Annotated in this window: 26 protein-coding genes; 13 read left to right on the top strand and 13 right to left on the bottom strand. The window is 68.9% G+C overall.

Translation table 11 applies throughout. From position 1 onward, the window contains the following. Positions 1 to 11 precede the first annotated feature (11 nt). Positions 12 to 602, top strand: a complete 591-nt coding sequence (locus HDA40_RS28015; protein ID WP_253760789.1) for a dihydrofolate reductase family protein — start codon at positions 12 to 14, stop codon at positions 600 to 602. Positions 603 to 756: 154 nt separating this feature from the next. Here the strand turns inward: HDA40_RS28015 and HDA40_RS28010 are convergent, their stop codons facing one another. Next, on the bottom strand, positions 757 to 1,176 hold the full coding sequence (locus HDA40_RS28010) for a hypothetical protein (protein WP_253760788.1): 420 nt from the start codon (positions 1,174 to 1,176) through the stop codon (positions 757 to 759). A gap of 14 nt (positions 1,177 to 1,190) precedes the next feature. Here HDA40_RS28010 and HDA40_RS28005 point away from each other — a divergent pair, with 14 nt between their 5' ends. Next, a complete protein-coding gene (locus tag HDA40_RS28005; RefSeq protein ID WP_253760787.1) occupies positions 1,191 to 1,715 on the top strand; it encodes a GNAT family N-acetyltransferase in 525 nt (174 codons plus the stop codon). Here the strand turns inward: HDA40_RS28005 and HDA40_RS28000 are convergent. Then, a complete protein-coding gene (locus tag HDA40_RS28000; protein WP_253760786.1) occupies positions 1,708 to 2,172 on the bottom strand; it encodes an ABA4-like family protein in 465 nt (154 codons plus the stop codon). The two genes, HDA40_RS28005 and HDA40_RS28000, sit on opposite strands and share 8 nt — an antisense overlap. After that, the gene (locus HDA40_RS27995) at positions 2,169 to 3,134 is read right to left on the bottom strand and encodes a hypothetical protein (RefSeq protein ID WP_253760785.1); all 966 of its coding nucleotides are present in this window, start codon (positions 3,132 to 3,134) and stop codon (positions 2,169 to 2,171) included. Before HDA40_RS27995 ends, HDA40_RS28000 begins: the two co-directional genes overlap by 4 nt. Positions 3,135 to 3,316: 182 nt before the next feature. Here HDA40_RS27995 and HDA40_RS42230 point away from each other — a divergent pair, with 182 nt between their 5' ends. Both HDA40_RS42230 and HDA40_RS27985 read left to right on the top strand, forming a co-directional pair. Next, positions 3,317 to 3,694 carry a VOC family protein gene (locus HDA40_RS42230; RefSeq protein ID WP_253760784.1) on the top strand — a complete coding sequence of 126 codons (378 nt, stop codon included), beginning with the start codon at positions 3,317 to 3,319 and terminating at the stop codon, positions 3,692 to 3,694. A gap of 129 nt (positions 3,695 to 3,823) precedes the next feature. Continuing rightward, on the top strand, positions 3,824 to 5,827 hold the full coding sequence (locus tag HDA40_RS27985) for a glycosyl hydrolase family 28-related protein (protein ID WP_253760783.1): 2,004 nt from the start codon (positions 3,824 to 3,826) through the stop codon (positions 5,825 to 5,827). Between the two features lie 68 nt (positions 5,828 to 5,895). On the opposite strand, the gene HDA40_RS27980 is transcribed toward HDA40_RS27985, so the two are convergent. Further along, positions 5,896 to 6,828 (bottom strand): hypothetical protein, encoded by a 933-nt coding sequence (locus HDA40_RS27980; RefSeq protein ID WP_253763972.1) that lies wholly within the window; start codon positions 6,826 to 6,828, stop codon positions 5,896 to 5,898. Continuing rightward, positions 6,825 to 7,340, bottom strand: coding sequence for a SigE family RNA polymerase sigma factor (locus HDA40_RS27975; protein WP_253760782.1), 516 nt, complete (start codon positions 7,338 to 7,340; stop codon positions 6,825 to 6,827). The genes HDA40_RS27980 and HDA40_RS27975 overlap by 4 nt, the downstream gene beginning before the upstream one ends. A gap of 96 nt (positions 7,341 to 7,436) precedes the next feature. Here HDA40_RS27975 and HDA40_RS27970 point away from each other — a divergent pair, with 96 nt between their 5' ends. Continuing rightward, positions 7,437 to 7,649, top strand: a complete 213-nt coding sequence (locus HDA40_RS27970; protein WP_253760781.1) for a helix-turn-helix domain-containing protein — start codon at positions 7,437 to 7,439, stop codon at positions 7,647 to 7,649. A 1-nt stretch (position 7,650) separates the two neighbouring features. Continuing rightward, positions 7,651 to 8,358, top strand: a complete 708-nt coding sequence (locus tag HDA40_RS27965) for a Clp protease N-terminal domain-containing protein (protein ID WP_253760780.1) — start codon at positions 7,651 to 7,653, stop codon at positions 8,356 to 8,358. 84 nt (positions 8,359 to 8,442) lie between these two features. On the opposite strand, the gene HDA40_RS27960 is transcribed toward HDA40_RS27965, so the two are convergent. From HDA40_RS27960 to HDA40_RS27945, 4 genes are all read right to left on the bottom strand, one after another. Beyond that, entirely contained in the window at positions 8,443 to 10,467 is a 2,025-nt protein-coding gene (locus tag HDA40_RS27960; protein WP_253760779.1) for a beta-galactosidase, read from the bottom strand. 96 nt (positions 10,468 to 10,563) lie between these two features. Beyond that, positions 10,564 to 11,907, bottom strand: coding sequence for an ABC transporter substrate-binding protein (locus HDA40_RS27955; RefSeq protein WP_253760778.1), 1,344 nt, complete (start codon positions 11,905 to 11,907; stop codon positions 10,564 to 10,566). Positions 11,908 to 11,960: 53 nt separating this feature from the next. Beyond that, positions 11,961 to 12,815, bottom strand: a complete 855-nt coding sequence (locus HDA40_RS27950) for a carbohydrate ABC transporter permease (protein ID WP_253763843.1) — start codon at positions 12,813 to 12,815, stop codon at positions 11,961 to 11,963. Then, positions 12,815 to 13,750, bottom strand: coding sequence for a carbohydrate ABC transporter permease (locus HDA40_RS27945; RefSeq protein ID WP_372502987.1), 936 nt, complete (start codon positions 13,748 to 13,750; stop codon positions 12,815 to 12,817). The genes HDA40_RS27950 and HDA40_RS27945 overlap by 1 nt, the downstream gene beginning before the upstream one ends. A gap of 209 nt (positions 13,751 to 13,959) precedes the next feature. Here HDA40_RS27945 and HDA40_RS27940 point away from each other — a divergent pair, with 209 nt between their 5' ends. Further along, the gene (locus tag HDA40_RS27940; protein ID WP_253760777.1) at positions 13,960 to 14,949 is read left to right on the top strand and encodes a LacI family DNA-binding transcriptional regulator; all 990 of its coding nucleotides are present in this window, start codon (positions 13,960 to 13,962) and stop codon (positions 14,947 to 14,949) included. Positions 14,950 to 14,960: 11 nt separating this feature from the next. On the opposite strand, the gene HDA40_RS27935 is transcribed toward HDA40_RS27940, so the two are convergent. From HDA40_RS27935 to HDA40_RS27920, 4 genes are all read right to left on the bottom strand, one after another. Next, the gene (locus HDA40_RS27935) at positions 14,961 to 15,434 is read right to left on the bottom strand and encodes a CYTH domain-containing protein (protein ID WP_253760776.1); all 474 of its coding nucleotides are present in this window, start codon (positions 15,432 to 15,434) and stop codon (positions 14,961 to 14,963) included. A gap of 45 nt (positions 15,435 to 15,479) precedes the next feature. Next, positions 15,480 to 15,926, bottom strand: a complete 447-nt coding sequence (locus HDA40_RS27930; protein ID WP_253760775.1) for a hypothetical protein — start codon at positions 15,924 to 15,926, stop codon at positions 15,480 to 15,482. A gap of 96 nt (positions 15,927 to 16,022) precedes the next feature. After that, positions 16,023 to 18,044 (bottom strand): cellulose binding domain-containing protein, encoded by a 2,022-nt coding sequence (locus tag HDA40_RS27925; RefSeq protein ID WP_253760774.1) that lies wholly within the window; start codon positions 18,042 to 18,044, stop codon positions 16,023 to 16,025. A gap of 218 nt (positions 18,045 to 18,262) precedes the next feature. After that, on the bottom strand, positions 18,263 to 18,565 hold the full coding sequence (locus HDA40_RS27920; RefSeq protein ID WP_253760773.1) for a hypothetical protein: 303 nt from the start codon (positions 18,563 to 18,565) through the stop codon (positions 18,263 to 18,265). 125 nt (positions 18,566 to 18,690) lie between these two features. Here HDA40_RS27920 and HDA40_RS27915 point away from each other — a divergent pair, with 125 nt between their 5' ends. The 6 genes from HDA40_RS27915 (at position 18,691) to HDA40_RS27890 (ending at position 26,717) form a co-directional block, all read left to right on the top strand. Beyond that, entirely contained in the window at positions 18,691 to 19,965 is a 1,275-nt protein-coding gene (locus tag HDA40_RS27915; RefSeq protein ID WP_253760772.1) for a low temperature requirement protein A, read from the top strand. Between the two features lie 56 nt (positions 19,966 to 20,021). Next, a complete protein-coding gene (locus HDA40_RS27910; RefSeq protein WP_253760771.1) occupies positions 20,022 to 20,507 on the top strand; it encodes a hypothetical protein in 486 nt (161 codons plus the stop codon). Between the two features lie 402 nt (positions 20,508 to 20,909). Beyond that, entirely contained in the window at positions 20,910 to 22,811 is a 1,902-nt protein-coding gene (locus HDA40_RS27905; RefSeq protein WP_253760770.1) for a Calx-beta domain-containing protein, read from the top strand. A gap of 102 nt (positions 22,812 to 22,913) precedes the next feature. Then, on the top strand, positions 22,914 to 23,765 hold the full coding sequence (locus HDA40_RS27900) for a hypothetical protein (RefSeq protein ID WP_253760769.1): 852 nt from the start codon (positions 22,914 to 22,916) through the stop codon (positions 23,763 to 23,765). Between the two features lie 19 nt (positions 23,766 to 23,784). Further along, entirely contained in the window at positions 23,785 to 24,660 is an 876-nt protein-coding gene (locus HDA40_RS27895; protein WP_253760768.1) for an LLM class F420-dependent oxidoreductase, read from the top strand. Between the two features lie 239 nt (positions 24,661 to 24,899). Continuing rightward, positions 24,900 to 26,717 (top strand): cellulase family glycosylhydrolase, encoded by a 1,818-nt coding sequence (locus HDA40_RS27890; protein ID WP_253760767.1) that lies wholly within the window; start codon positions 24,900 to 24,902, stop codon positions 26,715 to 26,717. The last annotated feature ends 19 nt before the right edge of the window (positions 26,718 to 26,736 follow it).

Here is a 26,736-nt window from a genome sequence, read left to right as displayed (position 1 = left end):
CACTCCCGAAGGTGACCATCACGTTCGCAAGTCAGTCGATCTCCCTGGACGGCTTCTCCGCGGGGCCGCAGATCAGCGACCGGAACCCGATGGGCGTCGGCGGTGAGCGCCTGCACGACTGGATGTTCGCCACGCCGACGGGCTCGGCGGTGGGCGTCGACGCGGACCTGAAGCGGCGGGAGCTGGAGCGGACGGGTGCGGTCGTCATCGGCCGCACCATGTACGAGGTGGGCCTGCCCATCTGGAAGGACACGCCCTATCCCCGGCCGACGGTCGTGCTGACGAATCGGCCGGAGGAGCCGGTGACGATGCCGGGCGGCACGTTCACCTTCGCCTCGACGGCGAAGGCGGCGCACGAACAGGCGCTGACGGCCGCGGGCGACCGGGACGTGCTGGTGCTCGGCGGCGCGACCACGATCCAGGCGTTCCTCGCGGCCGGTCTGGTCGACGAGTTGACCCTCCAGCTCGTGCCGCTCCTGCTCGGCGGCGGGACGCGGCTGTTCGCCGACCTCCCCACCGACCTCTCGGCCAAGCTCACCGTCACCTCCGTGACGCCCTCGGCCGCCGTCACCCACCTGCACTATCGGGTCGCCCGTCGATAGCCACGGCCCCGTCGACCTTCTGCCCGACGAAGATCGTCGGCCGCCGCCGATCATGGCGCTCGCCACCTCGAAGATCGTCGGCCGCCGCCGATCATGGAGCCCAGAGCGCGCTGATCGTCGGCCGCCGCCGATCTTCCCAACCCTGCGGCAGGCGTCAGTGGTGGGCGAACGAGGCGGCGACGCTGTCGAAGATCGCCACCGCGTCGTCGATCCGCTGGTCCGCGACGAGCGCCTCCACCTGCGGGTCGAAAGCGGTCAGCCCGGTCTCCTCGGCGACCACGGCGGCGACCTGGTAGAGCAGGCTGACGACACGGCGGGCAGCCTCTCCCGTGAACCAGTACGGCGAGTGGAGCTGTGCGGCGTCGGCCTGGCAGAAGAGCTGGATCGCCGTCTCCTCGTGCAGGAGTTCGTCGCCGGACTCGGTCGCGCCCGGCAGGATCTCGCGTACGCGGTGCACGATCTGCCGCCACGTCGCCGAGTCGAGCGGGGCCTCGTCGTCGGCCGGCTCGGCCGCCAGGAAGTCTTCCCAGCTCTGGCCGTCCGCAAGCCGGGCGAAGATCACGTCGTAGCTCATGGTAGGAAGATTAAGTGATCACTGGGGATTTGATCCGGTTACGCGCCTTCGAGCCCGCGGACGCCGACGCGTTGTGGCGCTGGAACCACGACCCGGACGTCATGCGATGGATGGATCAGTACTACGTGAACTCGCTCGACCAGGCGCGGCGTGGGCTGGCCGACCGGGAACGCAACTCCTACGGAGACGTCCTGTACGCCGTCGAGGTGATCGCCGACGGCAACCTGATCGGGCTCGTCCGGCTGCGCGACGCCGAGCCGGAGATCGGGGCCGCGGAGCTGGACGTCTACCTGGGCGAGAAAGACTACTGGGGCCGCGGGTACGCCACCGACGCGATGCGGACGATCTGCCGCTACGGGTTCGACTCGATGCGGCTGCACCGGATCGGGCTGACCGTCGTCGAGGCGAACGAAGCCGCCCGGCGGGTGTACGCGAAGGTCGGCTTCGTCGAGGAAGGACGACTCTGGGACGCGTTCCGCCGGGACGGCCAGTGGTACGACAAGATCTCGATGGGGCTGCTAGAAGGCGAACTCACATAGCTGCCTGTTCAGCGGGCTTTCCGGCGGGCTTTCCGGCGGGCTTTCCGGCGGGCTGGTAGAACGCCCGGAGGCCGAGGTAGATCACCACCGCGAACGGCGACAGCAGGATCGTCAGGACGAGCAGCGGCGACATGATCAGGGACGGGATGTTTCGCGCCCGGCTGTCGAGGTAGATCCAGCGCCCGATGAACAGATCCCAGGCCAGCACCTGCGCCCAGACCGCGGACGTGCCCGCGTCGCTGCTGAGCAGGGTGCGTACGCCGTCGAGGTCGGGGTTGAGCATCTCGGCGGCGAAGTCGGGCAGGATCGGGGCGACCGCCCCGAAGTAGGCGACCAGGACCGGCAGCACGATCAGTGGCGAGGCCACGATCCGGCCGGTCCGACCCCACTTCGGCAGCAGGATCATCAGCGCCCAGAACGGGACGGTGAGCGGGAAGGCGATCGCGAACCAGTTCATCGGCCCGCCACCTCGGGGAGCGCCGACGCCGGACGCCCGGCCGGTCGAGCCGGAGGCCGGAGCGCCCAGCCGATCCCGGCGACCACGATGACGCCGAGTACGCCCGCAGCCGACCAGGTCAGCGCGTCCGGGTGGACGACCGACTGGCCCCGCAGCGCCTGCCAGGTGACCAGTGCGGTCAGTCCGGCGTACGCCGTCGCGGCGGTCAGCACGAGCCGAGCCCGGGTCTGGTCGTCGGCCAGTCGCCCGATGCGCCGCGCGAGCAGCGTCAGGGCCAGTGCGAACAGCGGCAGCGCCTGCAGGGCGTGCATGCCGATGAAGTGGCCGACGCGCAGGTCGCCGCCTTCGGTGCTCCAGTTGACGAAGGGCAGCCCACTGCCGCCGTCGGCGACGCCGATGGAGTGCGCACCGAAGATGCGCTCGCCGCCGCCGGCCGCCGCGTCGATCTGGCCCGGCTTCGGGCGGGTCATGAAGAAGCCTTCAGCCAGTCCGGCGATCGCGACTCCGATGCCCGCGCGGATCGCGTACGCCGCCGGCCGATCGCCGATCTTCTGCCGGATGAGCTGGATCGCGACGACGGCGGTGGCGACCCAGAGCACCACGATGCTGACTGCCATCAGCATGAACAACGCGCCGTCCAGAGTGGTCGCGAAGTTGAAGTGGCTGCGGTGGCCTCGCGCGGCCTGGCCGACGATCGCGGCCATCTCGATGAGCGCGGTGACGGCGATGACGGTGCCCATCGCGCTGGCGAGGCGGCGCTTGGTCAGCAGCGAGATCAGCCAGGCGAGGGTGACCGAGTAGATCATGACGCTGACGGAGAACTTCAGCGGCTTCAACCAGATCGGTACGCCCAGCAACATGCGGTCGTCGACGCCGAGCCCGATGAGGCACCAGACGGACAGCGCGGCCATGAGCAGGGCGGTGATCATCAATGGCGGGTGGAGACGGATCAGGCGGGACATGGCGACTCCCGAATCTGTTCGATCGTTCGGATAGCGGCACTTTCCATTATCGGATAGCCCCACTATCCATCACCGCGGCGCCGCCGTCAAGACTCGCGGTACGCACGATCTGCCGTAGCGTGCCGACAGGGCACATCGGAGACACGCACCGTCTGCCGCAAGCCGTATCGGAGGGAGAGAAAGTGCCGCACTACAGCCGCGTCTCGCAGATCGTCGTGGACGCTCCGCCGGAGACCCACGACGCCGAGGTCGCCTTCTGGGCCGGTGCCATCGGCCGCGAACTGCCGGTGTTCCAGCGGTTCCCGGATTTCCGCGGCACCAAGCTCACCCCCGACGGGCTCGGCTTCATCGTGCAGCGGCTCGGCGACGGGGCGGCTCGCGTACACCTCGACTTCCACACGACCGATGTGGACGCGGAGGTGGCGCGGCTCGAAGCGCTCGGCGCGCGACGCGTACGCGCGGCTGGCCCCTGGTGGATCATGCAGGACCCCGCCGGTCTGCTCTTCTGCGTCGTGCCGGACGACGAGCTGGACGAGTCGAACGCCCAGCGCTGGGACTGACCGCACTGAGTTAACTTCTTGCACTGACTTGCGCGGGAAGTTTCATCATCTGATCGGCTATTGTCTCGCCGCGTACGCGAGTCTTACCGTAGGCCAGTCTCTATCCCCCGTCCCGGAAGAGAGCGGTCTATGCACAGGAAGAAAGCCCTCGCCCTCTTAGCGACCGGTGCTCTGGTCGCCAGCGGGGTCGTCGGCGCGTCCCCGGCCGCAGCGGCGAACAGTCCCGTGGTCACGCGCGCCGCGCTCGACCCGGCGCTGGTCGCCGGACGCGGTGCGGCCGTCGCATTCGCCGAGCAGGAGGCGGAGAACGCCGCCACGAACGGCTCCGTCATCGGCCCGAGCCGGCAGGCGTACACGCTGCCGGCGGAGGCCTCCGGGCGTACGGCGGTCCAGCTGACTCCCGGGCAGTACGTCGAGTTCACGCTGCCCGCCGCGGCCAACGCGGTCACCGTGCGCTACAGCATTCCGGACGCCCCGACCGGCGGCGGCATCACCGCGCCGCTGGACGTCACGGTGAACGGCAAGAACAAGCGCACCATGACGTTGACCTCGCAGTACTCGTGGCTCTACAACCAGTACCCGTTCAGCAACGACCCGACCGCCGGGCTGCTGCACGAGGACTGGTGGATCACCGAGTGCGGGTGCGTTCCGGCGTACACCGATCCGAAGCCGGTCGTCAGCAAGCCGTTCCGGCCCATGCACTTCTACGACGAGCAGCGCCTGCTGCTCGGCAAGGCGTACCCGGCCGGAAGCAGGATCCGGCTCACCGCACCGGCCGGAACGAACGCCGCCTGGACCGTCATCGACCTGCTCGACTCGCAGCTGGTCGGACTGCCGCACGTGGTATTCAAGGCGGCCAACGTCCTGCTGTTCGGGGCCGACCCGACCGGCCGCCGCGACTCGGCGGACGCGTTCGACCGCGCCATCGCGTACGCCCAGCGCAAGGGCCTGAAGGTGTACCTCCCGCCGGGTGCGTACCAGGTCAACCGGCACATCATCGTGGACGACGTGACGATCGAAGGCGCCGGCAGCTGGTACACCGTCGTCAAGGGGCACGAGGTCGCGCTGTCCGAACCGGCGCCGGACGGCTCCGTCCACACCGGAGTCGGCTTCTACGGCAAGGACGCGTCCGCGGGTGGCAGCCGCAACGTGCACCTGTCGGGCTTCGCCATCGAGGGCGACGTCCGCGAGCGCATCGACACCGACCAGGTCAACGGCGTGGGCGGCGCGATGAGCGACTCGACCATCAGTGGCCTCTACATCCACCACACGAAGGTCGGCCTGTGGTTCGACGGGCCGATGAGCAACCTGACGGTCCGCGACAACGTCATCGCCGACCAGATCGCCGACGGCCTCAACTTCCACGTCGGCGTCACCGACTCCGTCGCGACGAACAACTTCGTCCGCAACACCGGTGACGACGGCCTGGCGATGTGGTCCGAGACGACGGCCAACGCGCGCAACACGTTCAGCCGCAACACCGTCCAGACGCCGACGCTCGCCAACGGCATCGCGATCTACGGCGGCACGGACAACTCCGTCGTGGGCAATCTCGTGGCCGACCCGCTGCGCGAGGGCAGCGGTCTCCACGTGGGCTCGCGGTTCAACGCCACCGCGTTCGCCGGCCACTTGTCGATCACCGACAACACCGTGGTACGCGCGGGGACGTACGAACTGAACTGGAACATCGGGTTGGGCGCGATCTGGATCTACGCGCTCGACAAGAGCATCGACGCCGACATCCGCGTCACCGGCGACCACTACCTGGACAGCACGTACAACGCGATCATGCTGGTCAGCGACTGGCCGGTGAAGGACCTCTACGGCATCTCGAACGTCCACTTCACCGACGTACGCGTGGACGGCACCGGCACCTCGGTGCTCAGCGCCCGGGTGGCCGGAGCGGCCACGTTCGCCAACGTCGACGCCCGCAACGTCGGGGCGGTCGGCATCAACAACTGCGGCACGTTCCACTTCACCCCGGCGGGGTCGGAGTTCTCGGTGACCGACCTCGGCGGCAACGACGGCGGCGGCACCACCGGACCCTGGCTGGCGTCGTGGGAGCTGCCCAACACCATCACCTGTGACGACCGGCCGCCGGTCGTGACGCCGCCACCGCCCGCGCAGTGGTGACGTCTCCCGCATGAACCGCCGCCCTGCCCATCGAACCGACGGGCAGGGCGGCTTCTCTCTCAACGGGGCTAGTGCCGGATGTTCGCCGGGATCTCGACGTTCACCGCCAAACCGAAGTCGGAGTAGATCCATTCGGCCGTGTAATGCGCCCGGAAGTACGCGGACTTCGGGTCGTCGTCCGGCCGCCACTCGAACGTCGACTCATACGCGATCTTGCTGATCAGGCCGCTCTTGAGGTTGACCTCGGCGGTACCCGAGATCGGCACGCTCTTCGGCTCATCGGAATCGGTCGGGTGAATCGTCGCGCTGAACGCGTACCGTTCGACCGTGGCGTCCCCGCTGCCGGACGTGCCGAGCGAGGCGACCTCTCCCTCCTTCTGGATGACCGTCATCTGCTCCATGAAGTCGGCGGTCACCATCGGGTTGAGCAACCCGACACTTCCGGCGTCCACGAGGTAGACGAGGACGTCCAGGCCGTTCCGCTTGATCCAGAAGTCGGCCTTGTTCTGGTACAGGAAGCCGTCGACGATACGCAGCTCGCCCCACTTGGCCTTCGGATTGCGGATGAAGCCCTGCTGCAGTCGCGGGTCGAACGCGCCCACGTAAGTAGAGTCGTGCGACGACTTCTTGCCTCGGTCGTCGTCCAGCACGTGGACTTTCGCGGTGAAGGCGAAGCTCGTCTGCGACGTCGCCTTGGCCGCCGCGACGAGCCTCAACGCCGGCGACGCCGGCTGTGCCTCCGTCGTTCTGGTCGCATTCGCGGCGGGAAGCCCGCCGGCGCCTGAGCCGCCGGACGGACCGCCGCCGACCCCCGCCACCGCCGTCGCGACCACACCCAGCACGCCCACAACCGCCACCGCCGTCGTCGAGACGAGCGCGGTACGCAGTCGCCGAGCCCGCTGCGCCCGGCGGACGACCTGGGTCGCCGCAGAGGTCGCAGGCGCCTCGCGGTCCGCCAGGTCATGCAGCGACGCCGCGAAGCGTTCTTCGTCGATCGTCATCGGTACACCTCCAGAACAGATGAGTAGAAGACCGGCGCTCGCTCGCGCAGCTTGGCCATCGCGCGGGAGTGCTGAGTCTTGACAGTGCCGACCGAACAGCCGAGTTCGTCGGCGGTCTGCTGTTCGCTGAGATCCGCGTAGTAGCGCAGGACCACCACCGCACGCTGCTGCCGTGGGAGCGCCATCAACGCCGCTCGCAGTTGCTCATGCGGCTCGCGTACCTCGGCGAGCGGATCGACGCGGTCGGGCGTCTCGGCGGTCAGCGTCTCCCGCCGGGTCGAACGCCAGCGGCTGACATTGCCGTTGACCAGCATCCGCCGCAGGTACGCGTGCGGATCGCCCTTCCGGGCGACCTGCCGCCAGCGCAGGTAGAGCTTCACCAGGCAGTCCTGCAGGAGATCCTCGGCTCGATGCCGATCGCCGCAGAGCAGGACCGCCAACCCGATGTGGCGGGCGAGAGCCTCCTCTACGAAGGCGGCGTATGCGCCCGGCCCGGTCGCTTGATCCGTCATGTCCCCCACACGCACGGAATGCGGCCGAAGGTTGACAGGCGCCTCACGCCGTCAGCATATGTTGACGGCGATGTGTCGTCAGCATATGCTGACGACATGTCCGAGCTGGCGAAACTGGACGGAGCCGTCCGCAGCGCCGACCCCGACGCCGGGCTCCGGGCCGTCGCCCGGCTCCGGCGGCTGGTCGAGCAACTCGAAGCCGAGCAGGTGGCCGCCGCTCGCCGGGCTGGTTGGTCCTGGCGGGACATCGCGGTACGGCTGGGTGTCACGAAGCAGACCGTGCATCGCAAGTACCACGGGGAGGACTGAAATGTTCCGCGGCGACCATCCCGATCTCGCCCGCGCCGTCGGCCGAGCCTTCCGCCTCGCCCGCGAGTCCGGCTCGGGCCGGGTCGGCAGCGAACACCTCTTGCTGAGCCTGACGTCAGACGCCACCCGAGTGTCCACTGTGCTCGCAGCCGCCGGAGTCACGCCCCGTGCTGTCCGCGACGGCATCACCCACTGCGGTACGCCTGGCGCCGGAGCCGCCGCCGATCGCGCGGCGCTCGCCGTCCTGGGCGTCGACCTGGATCGCCTGCTCGACCGCTCCGGTCCTGCCCTGCTAGACCAGCCGCCCCGCCGCGAACCGCTGTTGCCGTTGGGCGCTCGTCAGGCCCGTCGGCGGTGTGCCGCGCTGAATCCGCCGCTGGGGCTGGACGCGCAGGCGGCGTACGAGGCGTCGCTGCGGCTGGCGTTGGCCCGGCGCGAACGCGACCACCGGCCGGAGCACCTCGCCCTGGCCCTGGTGGCAGTCGATCCCGGGGTCGCCTGGCTGCTCGCCGACCTCGGCGTCGCTCGGGCGGCCCTGCTCGGTGCTCTCACAGCCGCCTTCCCGCCACCGCGCCGAAACCTGATCCTCCGCGCCGACCGCCGCTGGGGACGGCAGGCGCGCACCCGCGACCTCGTACGCCGCTACGAACGCACCACCGGGCGTACCGCCAGCGCCGGCGCTCTCGGGACGACGCTGGCGGCTAGTTGATCAGGGAGCCGCGGGAACGATCATGCTCGCGGGGACACGACACACCGGTTGATCACGACCGTTAGTTCATGATCGCGCGGAAAGTCAGCGGGCTAGGCGGAGGACGGCTACGCCGCGGGGTTCCAGTTCGACCGCTCCCCCGGCGACCTTGCCTACCAACGGTTCTCCGGCCAGTCCGGCGACGGTCACCGGCCGGGCGGTGCGGTTGATCAGGAAGGCGTACCTGGTGCTCTGCTTTCGGCGTACCACCAGCTCGACCTGGCCTCGGACGGAAGCGGGCAGGTCGCTGGCGAGACCCGCCGCGGAGGCCAGGTCGCCCAGGACCCGGGTGAGACCCGCGGGCCCCAGCCGAGTCGAGACGTACGCCGCGGAGCCGGAACCGGTGACCCGACGCGTGATCGCGGGATATCCGGCCAGCTCGCCGTCGGTGTAGCGGGCCAGCGCCGAGACGTCCTTGGCGGTGTCGACGCGTTCGGACCAGGTCGTGCCGGTCAGTCCACTGTCGAGCCGGACGGTCTCGGCGTCGAGCAGCGGGGCGAACTCCTCGACCCGGATGCCGAGCAGGTCGCGCAGCGCGCCCGGGTAGCCGCCGAGCCAGATGTGGTCGTGCTCGTCGACGACGCCCGAGAAGTAGGTGGTGACCAGGTGGCCGCCGGACTCGGCGTAGTCCGTCAGCTCCTTGGCCGCCGACTCGGTGAGCAGGTGCAGCATCGGCGCGACGACCAGCCGGTACCCCGCCAGCGGCGTGCCGTGCGGCACGACGTCGACCCGGATGCCGAGGTTGAGGAACGCGGTGTACCAGTCGAGCGCCTCCTGCCGGTACTTCAGCCGGTTGGTCGGGTGCGAGTCGGCCTCGACCGCCCACCACGACTCCCAGTCGAAGACGATGGCGGCCGGGGCCTGCTCGCGGACCGCCTCGGCGACTGGCGCGAGAGCGTGCAGCGTCGCGCCGAGCCGCGTCACCGAACGGAAGACCGCGCTGTCCGGCCCGGCGTGCGGAACCATGGCCGAGTGGTACTTCTCGGCGCCGGCCGCGGACTGCCGCCACTGGAAGAAGCAGACCGCGTCGGCTCCATGCGCGACGTGCGTCAGCGAGTCGCGGATCAGCTCGCCGGACTTCTTCGGCACATTGATCGGCTGCCAGTTCACTGCGCTGGTCGAGTGCTCCATGAGGAACCAGGGCCGCCCGCCGGCGATGTTGCTCGTGAGGTTGGCCGAGAACGACAGCTCGTCGGCGGCCTGCGGGCCCGGCACGACGTAGTGGTCGTTGGAGACGAAGTCGACGTCGTCGGCCCAGGCCGCGTAGTTCATGGTCTTCATCTCGCCCATGACCATGAAGTTCGTGGTGACCGGGACGTCCGGGGTGTGCTCGCGCAACAGGTCCCGCTCCGCCCACAGGTACGCCCGCAGCGCGTGGTCGGAGAAGCGCTTGAAGTCCAGCTGCTGCGTCGGGTTCGGGTGGGTCGCGGCCAGCCGGGGCGGCAGGATCTCCGCGAAGTCGGCGTACTGCTGGGACCAGAAGGCGGTGCCCCAGGCGTGGTTCAGCGTCTCGATCGTGGTGTAGCGGTCGCGCAGCCAGTCGCGGAAGGCGCGGGCGGCGTCGTCGGAGTAGTCGTAGACGTTGTGGCAGCCCAGTTCGTTCGACACGTGCCAGGCGACCAGTGCCGGGTGATCCCGGTATCGCTCGGCCAGCTTCGCCACCAGGGCCAGGGCGTACTGCCGGAACACCGGCGACGTGGGCCGCCAGTGCTGGCGCCCGCCCGGCCAGACCGTCTCACCCTGGGCGTTGACCGGCAGGATCTCGGGGTGCTTGGCGGTCAGCCACGGCGGCGGCGACGCGGTCGCAGTGGCCAGGTCGACGCCGACTCCGTTGGCGTGCAACAGATCCATGACCTCGTCCAGCCATCCGAAGTCCCACCGGTCCGCGGCGGGCTGGATCTTGGCCCAGGAGAAGATGCCGAGCGAGACGACGTCCACGCCGGCCTCTCGCATGAGGCGTACATCCTCCTGCCACACCTCACGGGGCCACTGCTCCGGGTTGTAGTCGGCGCCGTACGAGATGCGCGGCGCGGCGCCGGAGGGGCGGCGCAGCCACTGTGGGGCGGTCACGGTGGTGCTCTCCTTGCAGATTGGTCAAAAGTGCCGCGGGCGGGTGGCAGCCCGCCCGCGGCCAGGGGTGGATCGGCAACCGGTTCAGCGGTTGGTTCAGTTGACGGTGAAGCCCTGGTCCTTGCCGTACTTCACGGCGGCGTCCTGCCACGCCTTGAGGCCGTCGGTCAGCGTGGTGCTGGAGACGTACGCCTTGCCCACGGTGTCGTTGAAGATGCTGTTGGCGTACACCTGGAAGGGCAGGTAGGACCAGCCGGTTACCACGCTGGAGGCAGCCGCCGCCAGGACCTCGTTGACCTTCTGGCCACCGAAGTACGGGAACTCCTTGTTCTTGAACGCGTCCGCGTTCACCTGCTCGACGGTCGCCGGGAAGGCGCCGTTGTCGACACGGATCTGCGCGCCCTCGCCGGTGGTGGCGTACTTCATGAAGCCGTAGGCCAGCGCGTTGTTCTTGCCGAGCTTCGGAATGGCCAGGCCGCTGCCGCCGTTCTCGGCGGTCGCGGTGCCGCCCGCGGTCCACTGCGGCATCGGCGCGACGCGCCACTTGCCCTTGGCCGCCGCGACGCCCGACTCCAGGTTGGCCGGCATCCACGCGCCGATGATCAGGGTCGCGATGGTGCCGTCGCCCAGGCCCTTGTACCAGGCGTCGCTCCAGCCGCTGATCGGCGCGACCAGCTTGTCGCTGACCAGCTGCTGCCAGAGCCCGGCGAACTTGGTGGAGCCCTCGTCGGCCAGGTTGATCTTCACGTTCGAGCCGTCGACCTGGAACGGCTTGCCGCCGGCCTGCCAGATCATGCTGGTGGTGAAGCCGGCGTCGCCGGTGTCGCTGGTGATGTACGCCTTCGGGTCGGCCGCGTGCAGCTTCTTGGCGGCGGCGACGTACTCGTCCCAGGTCGCCGGGACGGCGATGCCGTGCTTGTCGAAGACGTCCTTGTTGTAGAACAGCGCCATCGGGCCCGAGTCCATCGGCAGGCCGTAGGTGACGCCGCCGGACTTGACCGACGCCCACGGGCCGGGGGTGAAGGTGCCGTCGAGCGAGTTCGCGCCGAACCCGGAGAGGTCGACCAGCGACTTGCCCAGCGCGAACTGCGGCAGGGCGTAGTACTCGATCTGGGCCAGGTCCGGTACGCCGGAACCGGCGGAGATCGCGTTCTGCAGCGCGGTGTACTGCTTGTCACCGGTACCGGCGTTCACCAGGTTGACCGTGACCTTGGGGTACTTCTTCTGGAATTCGGTGACGACCTGCTTCAGGGTGGTCTCCCAGGCCCAGACCGTCAGCGTGCCGCCGGCGGCGAGCGCGGCGTCGACGTCGTTGGCGGAGACCGTCGGGTTGTCGCCGCCGTCGTCGTCGGAGCCGCAGGCCGCGAGCGCGGCCGTCGCGGCGGCGGCGGTGCCGAGGGCCGCTGCGCCCCGGAGGAATGCGCGTCGGTTGATCGTCATGATGGTCCTCTCAAGGGATGGTGCGATAAATCAGGGAACGGTGAACGGAGAAGTCAGTCCTTGACGCCGCCGGCGGCCAGGCCGGACTGCCAGTAGCGCTGGAGGAACAGGAACGCGGCGAGCAAGGGCAGGATCGTGAGCAGCGACCCGGTGATGACGAGGTTGAAGACGGCCTGCCCGCCGGAGGTCGCGGCCTGGTCGTTCCAGGAGTTCAGGCCGAGCGTGAGGGGATACCAGTCCGGATCCTTGAGCATGATCAGCGGCAGGAAGTAGTTGTTCCAGGTCGCGACCATGGTGAACAGCGACACGGTGACGATCCCCGGCGCGAGCAGCGGTACGCACACCTTCAGGAAGGTCCGCAGCTCGCCGGCGCCGTCGACGCGGGCCGCCTCGATCAGTTCGCCCGGGATGGCCTCGGCCGCGAAGGTCCACATGAGGTAGAGCCCGAACGGCGAGATCAGGGACGGGATGATCACCGCCCACGGCGTATTGGTCAGGCCGAGCTTGGAGAACATCAGGAAGGTCGGCACCGCCAGCGCGGTCGTCGGCACGGCGACCGCGCCGATCACCACGGCGAACACCGCCCGCTTGCCGAAGAAGTCGAACTTCGCCAGGGCGTACCCGCCGAGGGTGGCGAGCGCGGTCGCCCCGCCCGCGCCCAGCACCACGTAGAGCAAGGTGTTGAGCAGCCAGCGGACGAAGACGCCGTCGTCGTAGGTGAGCGTGTCGCGGATGTTGGTGAACAGCGAGAAGTCGCCGGAGAACCACAGCCCGAACGAGTCGAACAGGCTCGCCTGGGACTTGGTCGAGTTGATGAACAGCCAGACCAGCGGGACGAGGCTGTACAGCAACATGATGGCGGTCAGGACGGTCAGCAGGGGGCTGCGCTTACGCGCGCGGGCCGTCATCACGACTGGCGCTCCTTCCGCAGGCCGCGAAGTTGGACGGCGTACGCGACGATGGCGGTCAGCAGCGCCATGACGATCGCGACGGCGGCGGAGTAGTTGAACTGCTGGCCGGCGAAGGACAGCGAGTACGCGTACATGTTGGGCGTGTAGTACGTGGTGATCACGTTGGGCGCGAGGGACTTGAGGATCGCGGGCTCGTTGAAGAGCTGGAAGGTCCCGATGATCGAGAAGATCGTCGCGATCAGCAGCGCGCCGCGGATGCTCGGCAGCTTGATCGAGCGGATGACCCGGAGCTGACCCGCCCCGTCCAGCTCGGCCGCCTCGTACAGCGTGCGCGGGATGACTTGCAGCGCGCTGTAGAAGATCAGCATGTTGTAGCCGACGAACTCCCAGGTCACGATGTTGCCGATGGAGGCCAGCAGCCAGTCGGGACCGAGCGGGTTGGGCAGCGACCAGCCGAACGCGTCGTTGATGTTGCCGACGAGGCCGAACTGCGGGCCGTACATGAAGCCCCACATCAGCGTCGCGACGACAGCGGGGACGGCGTACGGCATGAAGATCGTCACGCGGAAGAACGACTTGCCGTAGAGCCGGCCGCTGTCGATCGCCAGCGCCACGAGCAGCGACAGGAACAGCATGATCGGCACCTGGACACAGAGGAACAGGGCGACCCGGCCGAACGAGGACCAGAACTGCGAGTCGGTGAAGACGTTCTGGAAGTTCTCCAGCCCGACGAAGCTCGTCCCGCCGATGAGCTTCGTGCGGAAGAAGCTCAGATAGATCGCGTACGCGATCGGCGCGAGGAAGACGAAGGCGAAGACCGCCATGAATGGGCCGACGAACGCCCATCCCGTCCAGCTTCGGCGTCGCCTAGCCGACCCGGACCGGCCGGGTGGACCGGAGCGTTGGATCGCGGGAGGCGCGAGGACCGCCATGTCCTCCTCCTTCTCAGACTTCGCCGCTAGATCGATGATGTTTACGTAAACATAGCGCGCCACCTGGATTTTCATCCTGTGACCTTGCTGGATGTTTACGTAAACATCGGCGCGGTGATACTGTCACCGGGCCACCCGGCACGTCAAGCGCGGGTTTCGGATTCGTTACGGGAGGGCGGAGGGCGATGGCAAACCCACGGCGGGTGTCGATGGCTGATGTCGCACGCGTCGCCGGGGTGTCGTCCCAGACCGTCTCCCGGGTGTCCAACGGCAGCGCCGGCGTCGTCGACACCACCCGCGAGCAGGTCCTCGCGGTCATGCGCGAGCTGGGCTACCGGCCAAACAGCGCGGCCCGCGCGCTCAAGCGCGGCGCCTTCCGGACCATCGGCGTGATCCTCTTCTCACTCGCCAGCACCGGCAACAGCCGCACGCTCGAAGCCATCGCCACCCACGCCGCCCACGAGGGGTACGCGATCACGCTGATCCCGGTCGCGGTGCCCACGCAGGACAGTGTCCTCGGAGCGTTCACCCGGCTCGGCGAACTGGCCGTGGACGGGATCATCGTGATCATGGAAGTCCACCTGCTCGACACCGCCACCGTGACGTTGCCGCCTAACGTGCAGGTCGTCGTGGCCGACTCGGACGCGGGCAACCTCTACAGCGTGGTCGACACCGACCAAGCCGACGGCACCCGGCAAGCCGTCTCGCACCTGCTCGATCTCGGGCACCACACTGTGTGGCACGTCACGGGCCCGGAGGAGTCCTTCGCCAGCAACCGCCGGGCGCTCGCCTGGCGGCAGACACTGGAAGCCGCCGACCGCCCGGTGCCCCCACCGCTGTCCGGCGACTGGTCGGCCGAATCCGGCTACCAGGCCGGGCTCCGCCTGGCCGAGGAACCCGGCTGCACGGCGGTCTTCGCCGCCAACGACCAGATGGCGCTCGGCATCCTCCGCGCGCTCCACGAACGAGGCAAGTCGATCCCCGAGGACGTCAGCGTCGTCGGCTTCGACGACATCCCCGAGGCGAACTCCTTCATCCCACCGCTGACCACGGTCCACCAGGACTTCGCCGAAGTCGGCCGGCGCTGCGTCCAAGGCGTACTGCGGCAGATCGAGCGCGCCGAGCACGAGACCGGCACCACGCTCGTTCCAACGCGTCTGGTCGTCCGCGGAAGCACCGCCCCGCCGCCGTCGCGCTGACTCGCCGCGACTCAGCGCCAGGTGGTGAACGGGGATTCGGCGAGAGCGAGGTTGGCGTACCGGGGATCGTCGCTGATCTGGTCCCCCAGCCAGTCCGGGCGCGGATGCGGAGTGTCCTCGGCCGGCAGTTCCAGCTCGGCGACGACCAGCCCGGCGTTGGCTTCGGCGTACTCGTCGATCTCGAAGACGTGGCCGGCCACCGGGACGAGGTGGCGGGTCTTCACGACCGGGTTGAGGGCGTAAAGCCCCGCTTCGAGGATCTCGTCGGCGAACGACGGCGGCACCTCGGTCTCGATCTCCGCGCGGGAGATCCCGGTCTTCGCGCCCTTCACCGTCAGGTACGCCTTGTCACCGGTGCGGCGCAGGCGTACCTGGGAATGCGGGGTGTACGCCAGATAGACCTGCACCATGGAGATGGACCGCTCGACCGAGGACCGCCAGGCGTCCGAGGCGAGCAGGAACTTGCGTTCGATCTCCGTTCCCATGCCGCGATCCTATGCCGTCCGCCAGGCCGCGACAGCGCACTCACGTCAAGCGACAAGCGCGGCGTATATGCAGGCCACCGTGCTGAGAATGCCCGGGATCGCCACGACGTGCCAGGTGAGGAGGGTGGCGATCAGACCGGGCGCGTCGGCCGAGTACGCATCGACGGACATGTCGAACAGCGGCACGGCGGGCCGTTCCGGCTCACCACGTTCGTCCGCCGCGATGCTCGACCCGACCGCCGTGTACAGGCGGCGGAAGAGGCGTTCCTGCCGCAGGTAGTAGGCGTCGAGAAACCAGAAGATGACCGCGATGGGCAGCACGCCGAGGATGACCGCCGACGGGCCCTGTGCACGAGTCCCGAGGATCGCGAGAACGAACGACACCAGCGTCACCGCCCAGCCGCGAACCGCGAATGAGTTCTGGGAGAGGCGCGAAATCGTGGCTTGGACGTCGGCGAGATGACGGAGCCGAAGTTCGTCGTCGACGCCCATGCGCCGCCCTCCTTGGCGATCCGATGTGTCAGGAGATACATCCACCTTAGACAGGCGCGGCGAGGGTGGGCCGGGGCTGTCGCCCCGGCCCATCGGTTACCGGGTGGTGCAGAGGGCGCCGTTCAGCGTGAACAGCGCAGGGAGGACGTTCGGCCCCTGGTACGCCCCGACGAAGCCGACGTTGACCGTCGCGCCGGGCGCGATCGTGCGGTTGAAGTCGGCGTTCGAGACGCGTACGGCGGCTCCGGTGGACGTCCAGGTGCCGTTCCAGCCGCCGCTGACCTGCTGCCACGCGGTCGGCCAGGTGAAGGCGAGGTTCCAGGTGTCGATCGGGTTCGTGCCGGTGTTCGTGATGTCCACGCTGCCGACATAACCGTTGCCCCAGTCGTTGACGTCCGCGAACGTCACCGCACAGGGCGCTGCGCTGGGCGTACCAGTCTGGAATGTCACGGGCGGCGAGGCCCACGAGACCTTGCCGGTGCCGTCGCGCGCGATCACGTTGGCCGTGTAGCGCGTGCCGGGCGTGAGGTTGTGGACGGTGAAGCTGGTGCCGGTGGTCTCGCCCCACTGTTCGGTGATGGTGCCGTTCTGCCGGTGGACCTCGTACTTGAGCCCCGCGGTCCCGGCGGGCCAGCTCAGCGTGGCGTCGGTGGCCGTCACGCCGGACGCGGCCGGACGGGCGGGCTGCGCGGGGCCGGTGACCGCGGCGGTCGGGTGCAGGGTGAGCACGGTCAGCGAGTACGGCGCGAGGGTGACCGAGGTGGCCGTGCCGCTGGCGGTGGTGATCGCGGTGTCGCCGTTGCCGTAGCCGGCCACCTGGGCGGTGGTGGCCGGCGAGTAGCCGGCGTAGCTGAGCGTGACCGACTTGGCGTTCGCCTCGTCCTCGTTGATGAGCAGGACCGACAGGTCGCCGTTGGGCTTACGGGCGGCGTGCGTCTTGACCAGCGGATCGCTCGCGGCCGCCCGGACGAGCTGGGCGCCGGCCGGGGCGAACTTCGAGGCGAGCGAGAGCCCGAAGTAAGGACCGAACGGGGTGTTGAAGGCGGGCTGGCAGACGGTGCCGTCGGCGGTGCAGTTGGCGCTGGAGAGCATGCCGAAGTCGCCGTAGTCGGTGTGGCCCGCCACCGTCGACACCGTGCCGATTCCGTTGTGGACGTTCCACCAGTCGACGCTGAAGACGCCGGCGGCCGTGAGACTCGCGTACGCGTCCGCGGCGAACAACGCGCCCGGCTGGGTGTTCTGGCCGTAGCCGGTGTTGATCTCGGTGAGCGCGATGCCCAGGTTCTTCCCGGCGTACTTGGTGATCTGCTGGCGGGCCAGCCACACCGCGTCGGTCACCTGCGCGGTCTTCGACAGCGCCTCCGGGCCGTTCGAACCGCCCGGGTACCAGTGCAGGATGGCGAAGTCGACGCTCGGCCCGGCGATCTGCAGGACGACCTGGTTCCAGGTTCCGGCGTCACCGCCGGCGACGATCCCGTCCGGCCAGTTGCCCGGGGTGGTCAGCACGACGCCGATCTTGACGGTCGGGTCGACCGCCTTCATCGCCTGGGCGTACTGCTTGACGACGGTCGCATAGCCGGCCGGGCTTTTGTCGGCGTGGTCGTCGGCCTCCCAGTTCGACCCGTAGTGGCCGTTGCCGTACAGCTCGTTGCCGATCTCCCAGTACTTCACGCCGTAGTTCTTCTCGACGTTGGCGTAGCGCACCCATTCCGCGGCTTCCTCCGGCGTACCGGTGCCGTAGTTGGCGATCACCATCGCCTGCGCGTTCGCCCGCTGGACACCGGCCATGAAGTGGTCGAAGTCGGTGTCGGGGGCGACATAGCCGCCCGGGGCGGTGTTGGTCTTCCAGTGGTAGATGTCCGAATAGGATCCGCCGGGGTAGCGCATGATCTGCGTACCCGCGTCCTTGAGGAGGTCGGCGACGGCGTTCGTGCCGAGGGCGGTGTCCCAGACCGCGTGGTTGACTCCGTACGCGGCGTCGCTGACGTTGTCGAGGCCGGCTCGGGCGTTGACGGTCACCGTCACCGGGGCGGCCTCGGCGGTCGCGGGTCCGGTGGGGACGGCGAGGTTTGCCGCTGCCAGCGTCAGGGCCAGCAGGGCGATGCGGCTCTTTCTCATCGTCGGGCGTCCTTCGGGTTGTGGGCTCTTCACGAGTTCGCCCCTCAGGGGCGTTCGCTCCCGTGGAGTGGAAGCGCTCCCACAGCGTGGTATGCCGCTCCTTCGATGTCAACGCCGCTCTCTTTTGCCGCTCTCTTTGGCTGCAGATCACGGATATGCGTGCTTCCCGAGGCTCGGGAAGGCTGCATATCCCTGATCTGCAGGTAATAGCGACGGGGTCAGGCCGCGCAGGTGAACGAGGTGCTCGACCGGCCGCCCCCGTCGAAGGTCACGCGGACGCTGTGCTTGGTGCCGACGACACAGGAGCCGCCCATGGAGCTGTAGCCGTCGGTCCCGGCGACGTGTACGCCGTCGTAGTACCAGACCTGGCCGTAGTACCCGCTGGGCAGGTAGCAGTCGTAGTAGCCGCCTTCGCTCTCGCAGGTCACCAGGCTCGCCGCGTGGGCGGGCGCGGCGGTGAGCGTCGCGGCCCCGAGGGCGAGCGCGGCGCCGGCGAGGGCGAGCCGAATCCGGTGTGCCATAACGGTTTCCCTTCTATCGGAAGCTGTCACCGTAATTGATTCACGAACCATGCGACATTGACCGTTAAGACTTTTCACATGATCCGCCCCGGTCGCCAGGACGGGCTGGTGAGATAGTTCCGATCATGTCCAACCCCGCCGCCGTCGAGGAACGGCACGCCACCTGGCTTGAGCTCTTCTTCGATCTCGTCATCGTGGCGGCCGTCGCCCAGCTGGCCCATCTGCTGCACGAGGACCTGAGCCTCAAGCAGGTCGGCGTCTTCGCGATCCTCTACTACGCCATGTGGAGCGTCTGGACCTCCTTCAGCCTGTACGCCAACGTGCGCGCGGACCGGGTCAGCCAGCGACCGATCCTGATCGCGATGTTCGGCATCGCCGTCATGGCCGCGGCGATCCCGCACGCCGTTCACGGGCACGGCGACGACTACCGGGTGTTCGTGCTGGCGTACGTGGGGTGCCGGATCCTGGCCGCGTTCACCTGGAAGCGATCGAACCTGGTCCCGACCGACTGGCCGGCGGCCCGTCAGGGCAACGGCGTGATCCCGTGGATCGTGTCGCTGTGGCTGGCCGATTCGCGGTACTACCTGTGGCTCGCCGGGGTCGTGCTCGACATCGTCACCTCCTTCGTCCTGTCCCTCGACCCGGACAAGCAGATCGCCGCCGAGCAGCGCGAACAGCAGAAGCAGCGGGAGGTCTGGCTTCGCCGGATGGCGCGCAACGTCCGGCGGCGGCCGGTGCGGGCGCCGGACCTGCCCGACATCCAGGCGGCCCAGCCGAACGCGCCCCACCTCGGCGAGCGGCTCGGCCTGTTCGTCATCATCGTGCTCGGCGAGGCCGTCGCCCAGCTGGTGTCCGCTGCGGCCGGCGTACCGGAGTGGGACCGCGCGCTGTGGCTGTCGGTGATCGCCGGATTCGGGCTGCTCGTCGCGATCTGGTACCTCACCCTGCAATACGGCTCCAGCGCACTGCCCAACTACGGCGCCCGCACCTTCGCGCTCCGCCTCACCCTCCCCGCGCACTACGTCATGACCGGCGCGATCGTCGCCATGTCCGCCGGGCTCGGCCTGATCGCGGCGCATCCCGGCGGGCATCTGCCGGCGGCCGACCGCTGGGTGCTCTGCGGCGGGGCGGCGTTCTACTTCCTCGTCGCCACTTTCACCGGGGCGCGCGGCGGCGTACCGGTGCGCTGGGTGTTCGGCTGGGGCGTCCCCGCCATCGCCTTCACCTTGCTGCTCGGCGCGTTCGGCGGACCGCTGCCGGGCTGGGCGGTCGCGGCGATCCTCGTCGTGATCGCACTGTGGCATATCTCCTATCGCGTCATAGACCCTGAGCAGCGTGAACGCCGAATCACTCAGGTCCGCAGCGGCGTCGAAAACGTTGACGAAGGGCAACTGTCGTGAAAGGATATTAGTACGCGCGTTCGAGAGACGTGAGCGCGCGATCCTGGGGAGGAACGGTGACGCACACGTTTGCGAGGAAGATCGGTCTCGCGCTGCTGGCGGCGGTCGTGGTGACGATCGCGGTGACCGCGCGGGCAACGGCCGAGCAGGCCGGAAATCGGGCGTCGGCGGCCGCCGACGCGGATCGCGAGGCGCGCGCGGCGGGCCGGGCCACCGCCGTCGCCCTGACCGCCATCGAGCCGCTGAACCGGCCGGTCGACGCCGGAACCCCGGCCGACGTGCGAGCACTGCCGGTCGCGTACGCCGCCGACACAGCCGCCTTCGTGACCGCCACCGGCCGGGCCTGCGCCCTGCTCAGCACTTCAGGACCGGCGACCGTCGCCGTCGAGGGCACGGGGTACGACCCGATCGAGGCGGCCTGGCCGGGCGACGGCGGGTGGCACGTCTGGTGCTGGACCGGGCTGCGCGCCGGCACGACCTATCGGCTGCGGCTCGCCGCCGATCCCGGCGTACGCGCCGAGGGAATCGTCACCGACCGCTGAGTCCGGGCCGCTGAGCCCGGGCCGCTGAGCCCGACCCCGGCAGTCCGGACCACTGGGTCCCGACTAACCGGGGTTGGACCACAATAGACACGGCATTGTCGGAGTACCGACAGAGGGACATGAATCGCGTGGGATTCTCACGTGACAGGGCACGGGACCGGGATAGCCACTCCGGTCGGATCGGCCGATCGGGTACCCATTCACCGTCCAATCCGCTCCACTGGGGACGGTCCTCGAGCGTACGGAGATCAATCGGCACAGCCATTGAGGATAGTCAAGAGTTGATGGCACTTAATTCATTTACTTGACTGTGGTCATCCAACCCCACTGGCCGTCGCATCGGGATCGTCACGGCGATTCGAATGGCGATGCCGATGACGGCTGCCCGCGAAAGGAGCGACCATGTTCCTGACCGACCGACGGCGGTCCGGACGTCTGCGTACGGGTATCGCACTCGCTGCGCTGGCGACCTTCGCCTCCGGCCTCAGCTTCGCGACCACCCCGGCCGCGGCGACCGAACCCGGAGTCGAACCTGCGAACGTCACACTGACCCTGCCGCCCGGCGGCACGGCGGACATCGTCAAGACCGTCCACACGCCGACGGTGCCGCCCAAGCCGGACATCGTCTTCTTGGCCGACACCACCGGCAGCATGGGCGCCGCCATCGGCGACGTCCGCACCAACGCCGCCGGCGTGCTCTCGACGATCAGCTCGGCCCAGCCGACCGCACAGTTCGGCGTCGCGGAGTACAAGGACTTCAACTGCGACGCGGTGCCGTTCAAGGTGGATCAGGCGATCACCTCGGACGCGGCGGCCGTGCAGGCCGGGATCAACCTCTGGAGCGCCGGCGGTGGCTGCGACCTCCCGGAGGCGGACCTGAACGCCCTATACGAGCTGTCCACCGGGGCGGTCACGTTCCGGCCGGACGGCACGCGCATCATCGTCATCTTCGGTGACGCGCCGTCGCAGGACCCGAGCAACGGCCACTCGCTCGCCCAGACGATCTCGGCGCTGCAGGCGGCGAACGTCCGGGTCGTCGCGGTGAACGTGGGCAACCTCGATGTCAGTGGCCAGTTCACCGACATCGTGAACGCGACCGGCGGCGTACTGCTCAACAACGTGCCGTCGGACCAGGTCTCGGAAGCCATCCTCGCCGGCATCCAGGCGATCAAGGTGACCGTTACCCCGACGCCGTTCGGCTGCGGCCCGCCGCTGTCGCTGTCCTTCAACCCGGGCAGCGAGGTCGTGACCAGCGGTGCCGACGCGCACTTCACCGAAACGGTGAACGTGGCGGCCAACGCCGCCGCCGGTACGCACCACTGTGCGGTGGACTTCCTCATCGACGGCACGAGCCGCGGCTTCGTGCAGAACCTGACGGTCGTGGTGCCGGGCCTGAGCATCAACGACGTCTCCGTCAACGAGAACGCGGGGAACGCCACCTTCACCGTGTCGCTGTCGGCTCCGGCTCCGTTCCCCGTGAGCGCGAGCTTCGCCACCAGCAACGGGACGGCGACGGCCCCGGCCGACTACGCCGCCACCAGCGGTGTCGTCTCCTTCGCCGCCGGGCAGACCAGTAAGCAGGTCACGGTCCCGATCGTCAACGACACGATCGACGAGAACAATGAGACCTTCACGGTGACGCTGTCCGCTCCGACCGGGGCGGCGCTGATCGACCCGACCGGCGTCGGCACGATCGTCGACCAGGACCGCAACGGCGTGTTCTCCTGCTCGGGGACCGCGCTGAACCTGGCCGGCCTCAAGGCCGGCAAGGCCAACCCGGCGGACCTGCCGTGTGCGGCCGACAGCGACACCGTGGCCAGCGTCAAGCTGACCTCCGGTCTGGTGAACGTCGACGCCAAGGTGATCACCGCGACCACCGACCTGTCGCCGAACAACCAGAACATCGTCCCGGTGCTCGGTGACAAGGCCGCGTCCACCGCGAAGATCGAGTCCACGAAGATCACCGTGGGTGGTCTGGTCACCATCGAGCTGGGCGTCATCCAGTCGTCGGCCTCGGTGACCTGTACCGCCGGGCCGAGCGGCCTCGTGCCGACCTACTCGGGCTCATCGTCGATCGCCTCACTGAAGATCAACGGCGTCACGGTGACGGTCGGCAGCGCTCCGCTGACGATCCCGCTCGTCGTCGGATCGCTGAAGCTCAACGGCACGACGACCACCGGCACCAGCATCACGCAGCAGGCGGTCGTGCTCGACACGCTGCTGACCGACGTGGTCCTCGCCGAGTCGACGGCCGACGTCCACGGCACGGCGCTGCACCCCAGCGGCAACCCCTGTGTCACGTGATCAGTCGCGTAACCGATAGATGAACGAGGGCGGGGCGGCCAGACGGTTGCCCCGCCCTCCGGCGGTTGGCGAGCTGTGGATCACCTGTGTGACACTCGGCGGGTGACCACACCCCCTCCGCCGAATCAGCCTGGCTATCCGGAGTGGAACCAGCCTCCGGAGTGGAACCAGCCCGGCTATCAGCAGCCGCCGTCGGCGGCGTATCCGGGTTCCCCCATGAACCCGCCGGGCACGGATCCGACTGCCGCATATCCCACGCTCAGCACGGGTGCGCCCGTTCCGCCGCTGGGTCCGCCGGTGCCGCCCGGCGCCCCGATCGGCCCGCCGGCCCCACCGCCCAAGAAGGGCAAGACGGGCCTGGTCTTCGGCATCGTCGGCGGCATCCTCGCGCTCTGCCTCATCGGCGGCTGCGTCGGCGTCGGCGGCTGGTTCCTTTTGCGGGACAAGAGCGAACCGGTCTCCCACTCCTCGACCTCGCCGTCGTACGAGTCGAGCTACCCGTATCCGTCCGACTCGTACTCGCCGCCCACCGTAGTGGAGACGACCGAAGCCGCTCCCCCGCCGTCGCCGGTCGACGTCGGCGACTGCATCTCCGTCGACGAGTCGGGCAGCTTCCTCGGGATCGGCAACTGCAACGGCAGCCGGGGCACCTACAAGGTGCTGTCCACCGACTACTCGCAGGGCACCTGCACCGACCCGCAGTCGCCGTACATCACGGTCGAGGGTTACCGGCTCTGCCTGGCGCTCTACCTCGTCGAGACCTACTGCTACAAGTTCCCCAAGGGGTCCGGCTGGGTGGTCGCGGCGTCGAAGTGCAAAGCGAAAGGCACTGTTCACGTCATCGACATCGTGCCGGGTGCCTCCAACGGCGACCGGTGTACGAAAAACTACAAGTGGAACCGGTGGTACCGGTTCACCCATCCGACCGTCGTGTACTGCGTGATGCAGTACTAGCGAAGTGGCAGGTGACACGATGAGGCTCGGCCTTCACTACTGGAACTACTCCGTCCCGGCCGAACCGGAGGCGATCGCGCCCACCCTGGCGCAGACCGCCCGGCTGGCCGAGGAGGCCGGGTTCTCGTCGTTCACGGTGATGGATCACTTCTTCCAGATGCAGACGGCGACCAGCACGGCCGGGGAGCCGATGCTCGAGGGCTACACGACGCTCGGCTATCTCGCCGCGATCACCGAGCGCATGACCCTCGGCCTGCTGGTCACCGGTGTCATGTACCGCAATCCCGGGGTCCTCGCGAAGATCGTGACGACGCTGGACGTGCTCTCCGGCGGGCGGGCCCGGCTCGGGCTGGGCGCTTCCTGGTACGAGCGCGAGCAGGCGGCGCTGGGCGTACCGGTGGTGCCGGTCGCCGAGCGGTTCGAGCGGCTGGAGGAGACCCTGCGGATCTGCCTCCAGTTCTGGAGCGACGACGACGGCCCGTTCGAAGGCAAGCACTACCAGCTCGCCGAGACGCTGTGCGTACCGGCGCCGCTGCGGCGGCCGCATCCGCCGATCCTGATCGGCGGCGGCGGCGAGCAGAAGACGCTGCGCCTCGCCGCCCGGTACGCCGACGCCTGCAACATCTTCGGGGTCGGCCCGGACGCGGTCGCGCACAAGTTCGACGTGCTGCGGCGGCACTGCGACGCCGAAGGCCGGGACTACGACGCGATCGCCAAGACCGTCCTGATGACCCGGGCGCCACTGGCCGACGTGGACGCCTTCGTCGCCGAGGCGGCGGCGTACGCCGACCTGGGCGCGACCGAGATCCAGGTGATGCCCGACCGGCACCCGGTCGAGTTCACCGAGCAGTTCGCCGAACTCGTCGCCCCGCGCCTCGACCTGACCCGGCCGTAGCCGACCCGATCCGGCGGTCGCCGACCTGGCCGTAACCGTTGGATCAGGGTTCCAGGTCGAATCTTGGGTCAAGATTCGGCCAGGAACCCTGATCCAGCGCGAAAAACGCCGGCGAGCGGGCTGATCCAGCGCGAAGAAGCGCCGCCGAGCAGGGACGAAGAGATCGCCTCTTGACAGACGAAACAGCGCCGCAATAATGGGAGCGCTCCCACATACGTATTTCGATATGGGGTGACTCCATGAAACGGTGGTCCACCATCGTCGCCGCGACTGCGGCCGCGGTGACCAGCCTGGCGGCGGGCGTACTGCTGCCCAGCGTGGCGCAGGCCGCGGCGGGTTGCACGGTCGCGTACGCCAACACGAACGCCTGGCAGTCGACGCCGACCTCGGGCGGTTTCACCACCACCCTGTCCATCACCAATCTCGGCGACCCGATCTCGCATTGGACGCTGACCTTCACGCTGCCGAGCGGCCACACGCGTACCAGTGGGTGGAACGCGACCTTCACCGGGACGACCGCGATCACCGCGACCGACGCGGGGTGGAACGGGGCGATCGGCACCAACCAGACCAACGCCAGCGTCGGCTTGCAGGGGAACTGGACCCGGACCACGTCCGGCGCCACCCCGCCGAGCCCGTTCCCGCAGCCGACCGACTTCGCCCTCAACGGCGTCGCCTGCACCGGAAGCACTACGTCACCGAGCCCGAGCACCAGTCCCAGCACGAGTCCAAGCACGAGCCCGGGGACGAACCAGCCGCCGAGCGCGAGCCTGACGAGTCCGACGGCGGGCCAGACGTTCACCGCCCCGGCGACCGTCAACTTCGCCGCGACGGCGAGCGACCCGGACGGCTCCGTCGCCCGGGTCGACTTCCTCAACGGCTCCACGGTGATCGGCTCGGACACCACGTCCCCGTACGCGTACTCGTGGACGAACGTGGCGGCCGGCACCTATTCGGTGAGCGCGCGAGCGGTGGACAACCTCGGGGCCACCACGACCACCACGCCGATCTCCATCACGGTCACCGGCACCAGCGGGACGGCCGCCCCGGCGCTGCACGTGTCCGGCAACAAGATCCTGACCGCGAGCGGCGCGACCTACCGGCTGCTGGGGGTCAACCGGGCCAGCGCCGAGTTCGCCTGCGTGCAGGGCAAGGGCATGTGGGACAGCGCCACCCCGGACCAGGCCAGTGTCGACGCGATGAGGGCCTGGAACATCCACGCGGTGCGGATTCCGCTCAACGAGGACTGCTGGCTGGGGACCTTCGGCACGCCGAGCGGCTCGACCTACCAGTCCGCGGTGAAGGCGTACGCCGATCTGCTGGTGGCCAACGGCATCACCCCAATCGTCGAGATGCACTGGAACCACGGCACTTACACGGGCACCTCGTCGGCCTGCTCCGATGTGAACGCGACCTGCCAGAAGCCGATGCCGGACGCCCAGTACGCGCCGACCTTCTGGACGCAGCTCGCCACCATGTTCAAGGGCACCAACGCGGTGGTGTTCGACCTGTTCAACGAGCCGTACCCGGACGCCGCCAACAACTGGAGCGACGCCACCGCCGCCTGGAAGTGCCTGCGTGACGGCGGCACCTGCACCGGCATCTCCTACCAGGTCGCCGGCATGCAGAGCCTGGTCAACGCGGTCCGGGCCACCGGGGCCACGAACGTCCTCATGGTCGCCGGGTTGACCTGGACCAACGACCTGACCCAGTGGCTGGCGTACAAGCCGACCGATCCGGCGGGCAACATCGTGGCCTCCTGGCACTCGTACAACTTCAACGCCTGCGTCACGACGTCCTGCTGGGACAGTCAGATCGGCACGGTCGCCGCGCAGGTGCCGGTGGTCGCGGGTGAGATCGGCCAGAACACCTGCGCCCACGACTACATCGACCAGGTGATGGCGTGGGCGGACGCGCACGGCGTCGGCTACCTCGCCTGGACCTGGAACCCGTGGGGCTGCGGCTCGGGCAACGTGCTCATCACCGACTACAGCGGCACCGCGACCGCGACGTTCGGCGAGGGCTTCAAGGCCCACCTGCTCACCCAGAACCCCTAGGTGCGTGCGGCCGAGGGTC

Origin of the sequence: Hamadaea flava, assembly GCF_024172085.1 — a bacterium.
GTDB lineage: Bacteria > Actinomycetota > Actinomycetes > Mycobacteriales > Micromonosporaceae > Hamadaea > Hamadaea flava.
This window is presented reverse-complemented; position numbering and strand designations above follow the sequence as displayed.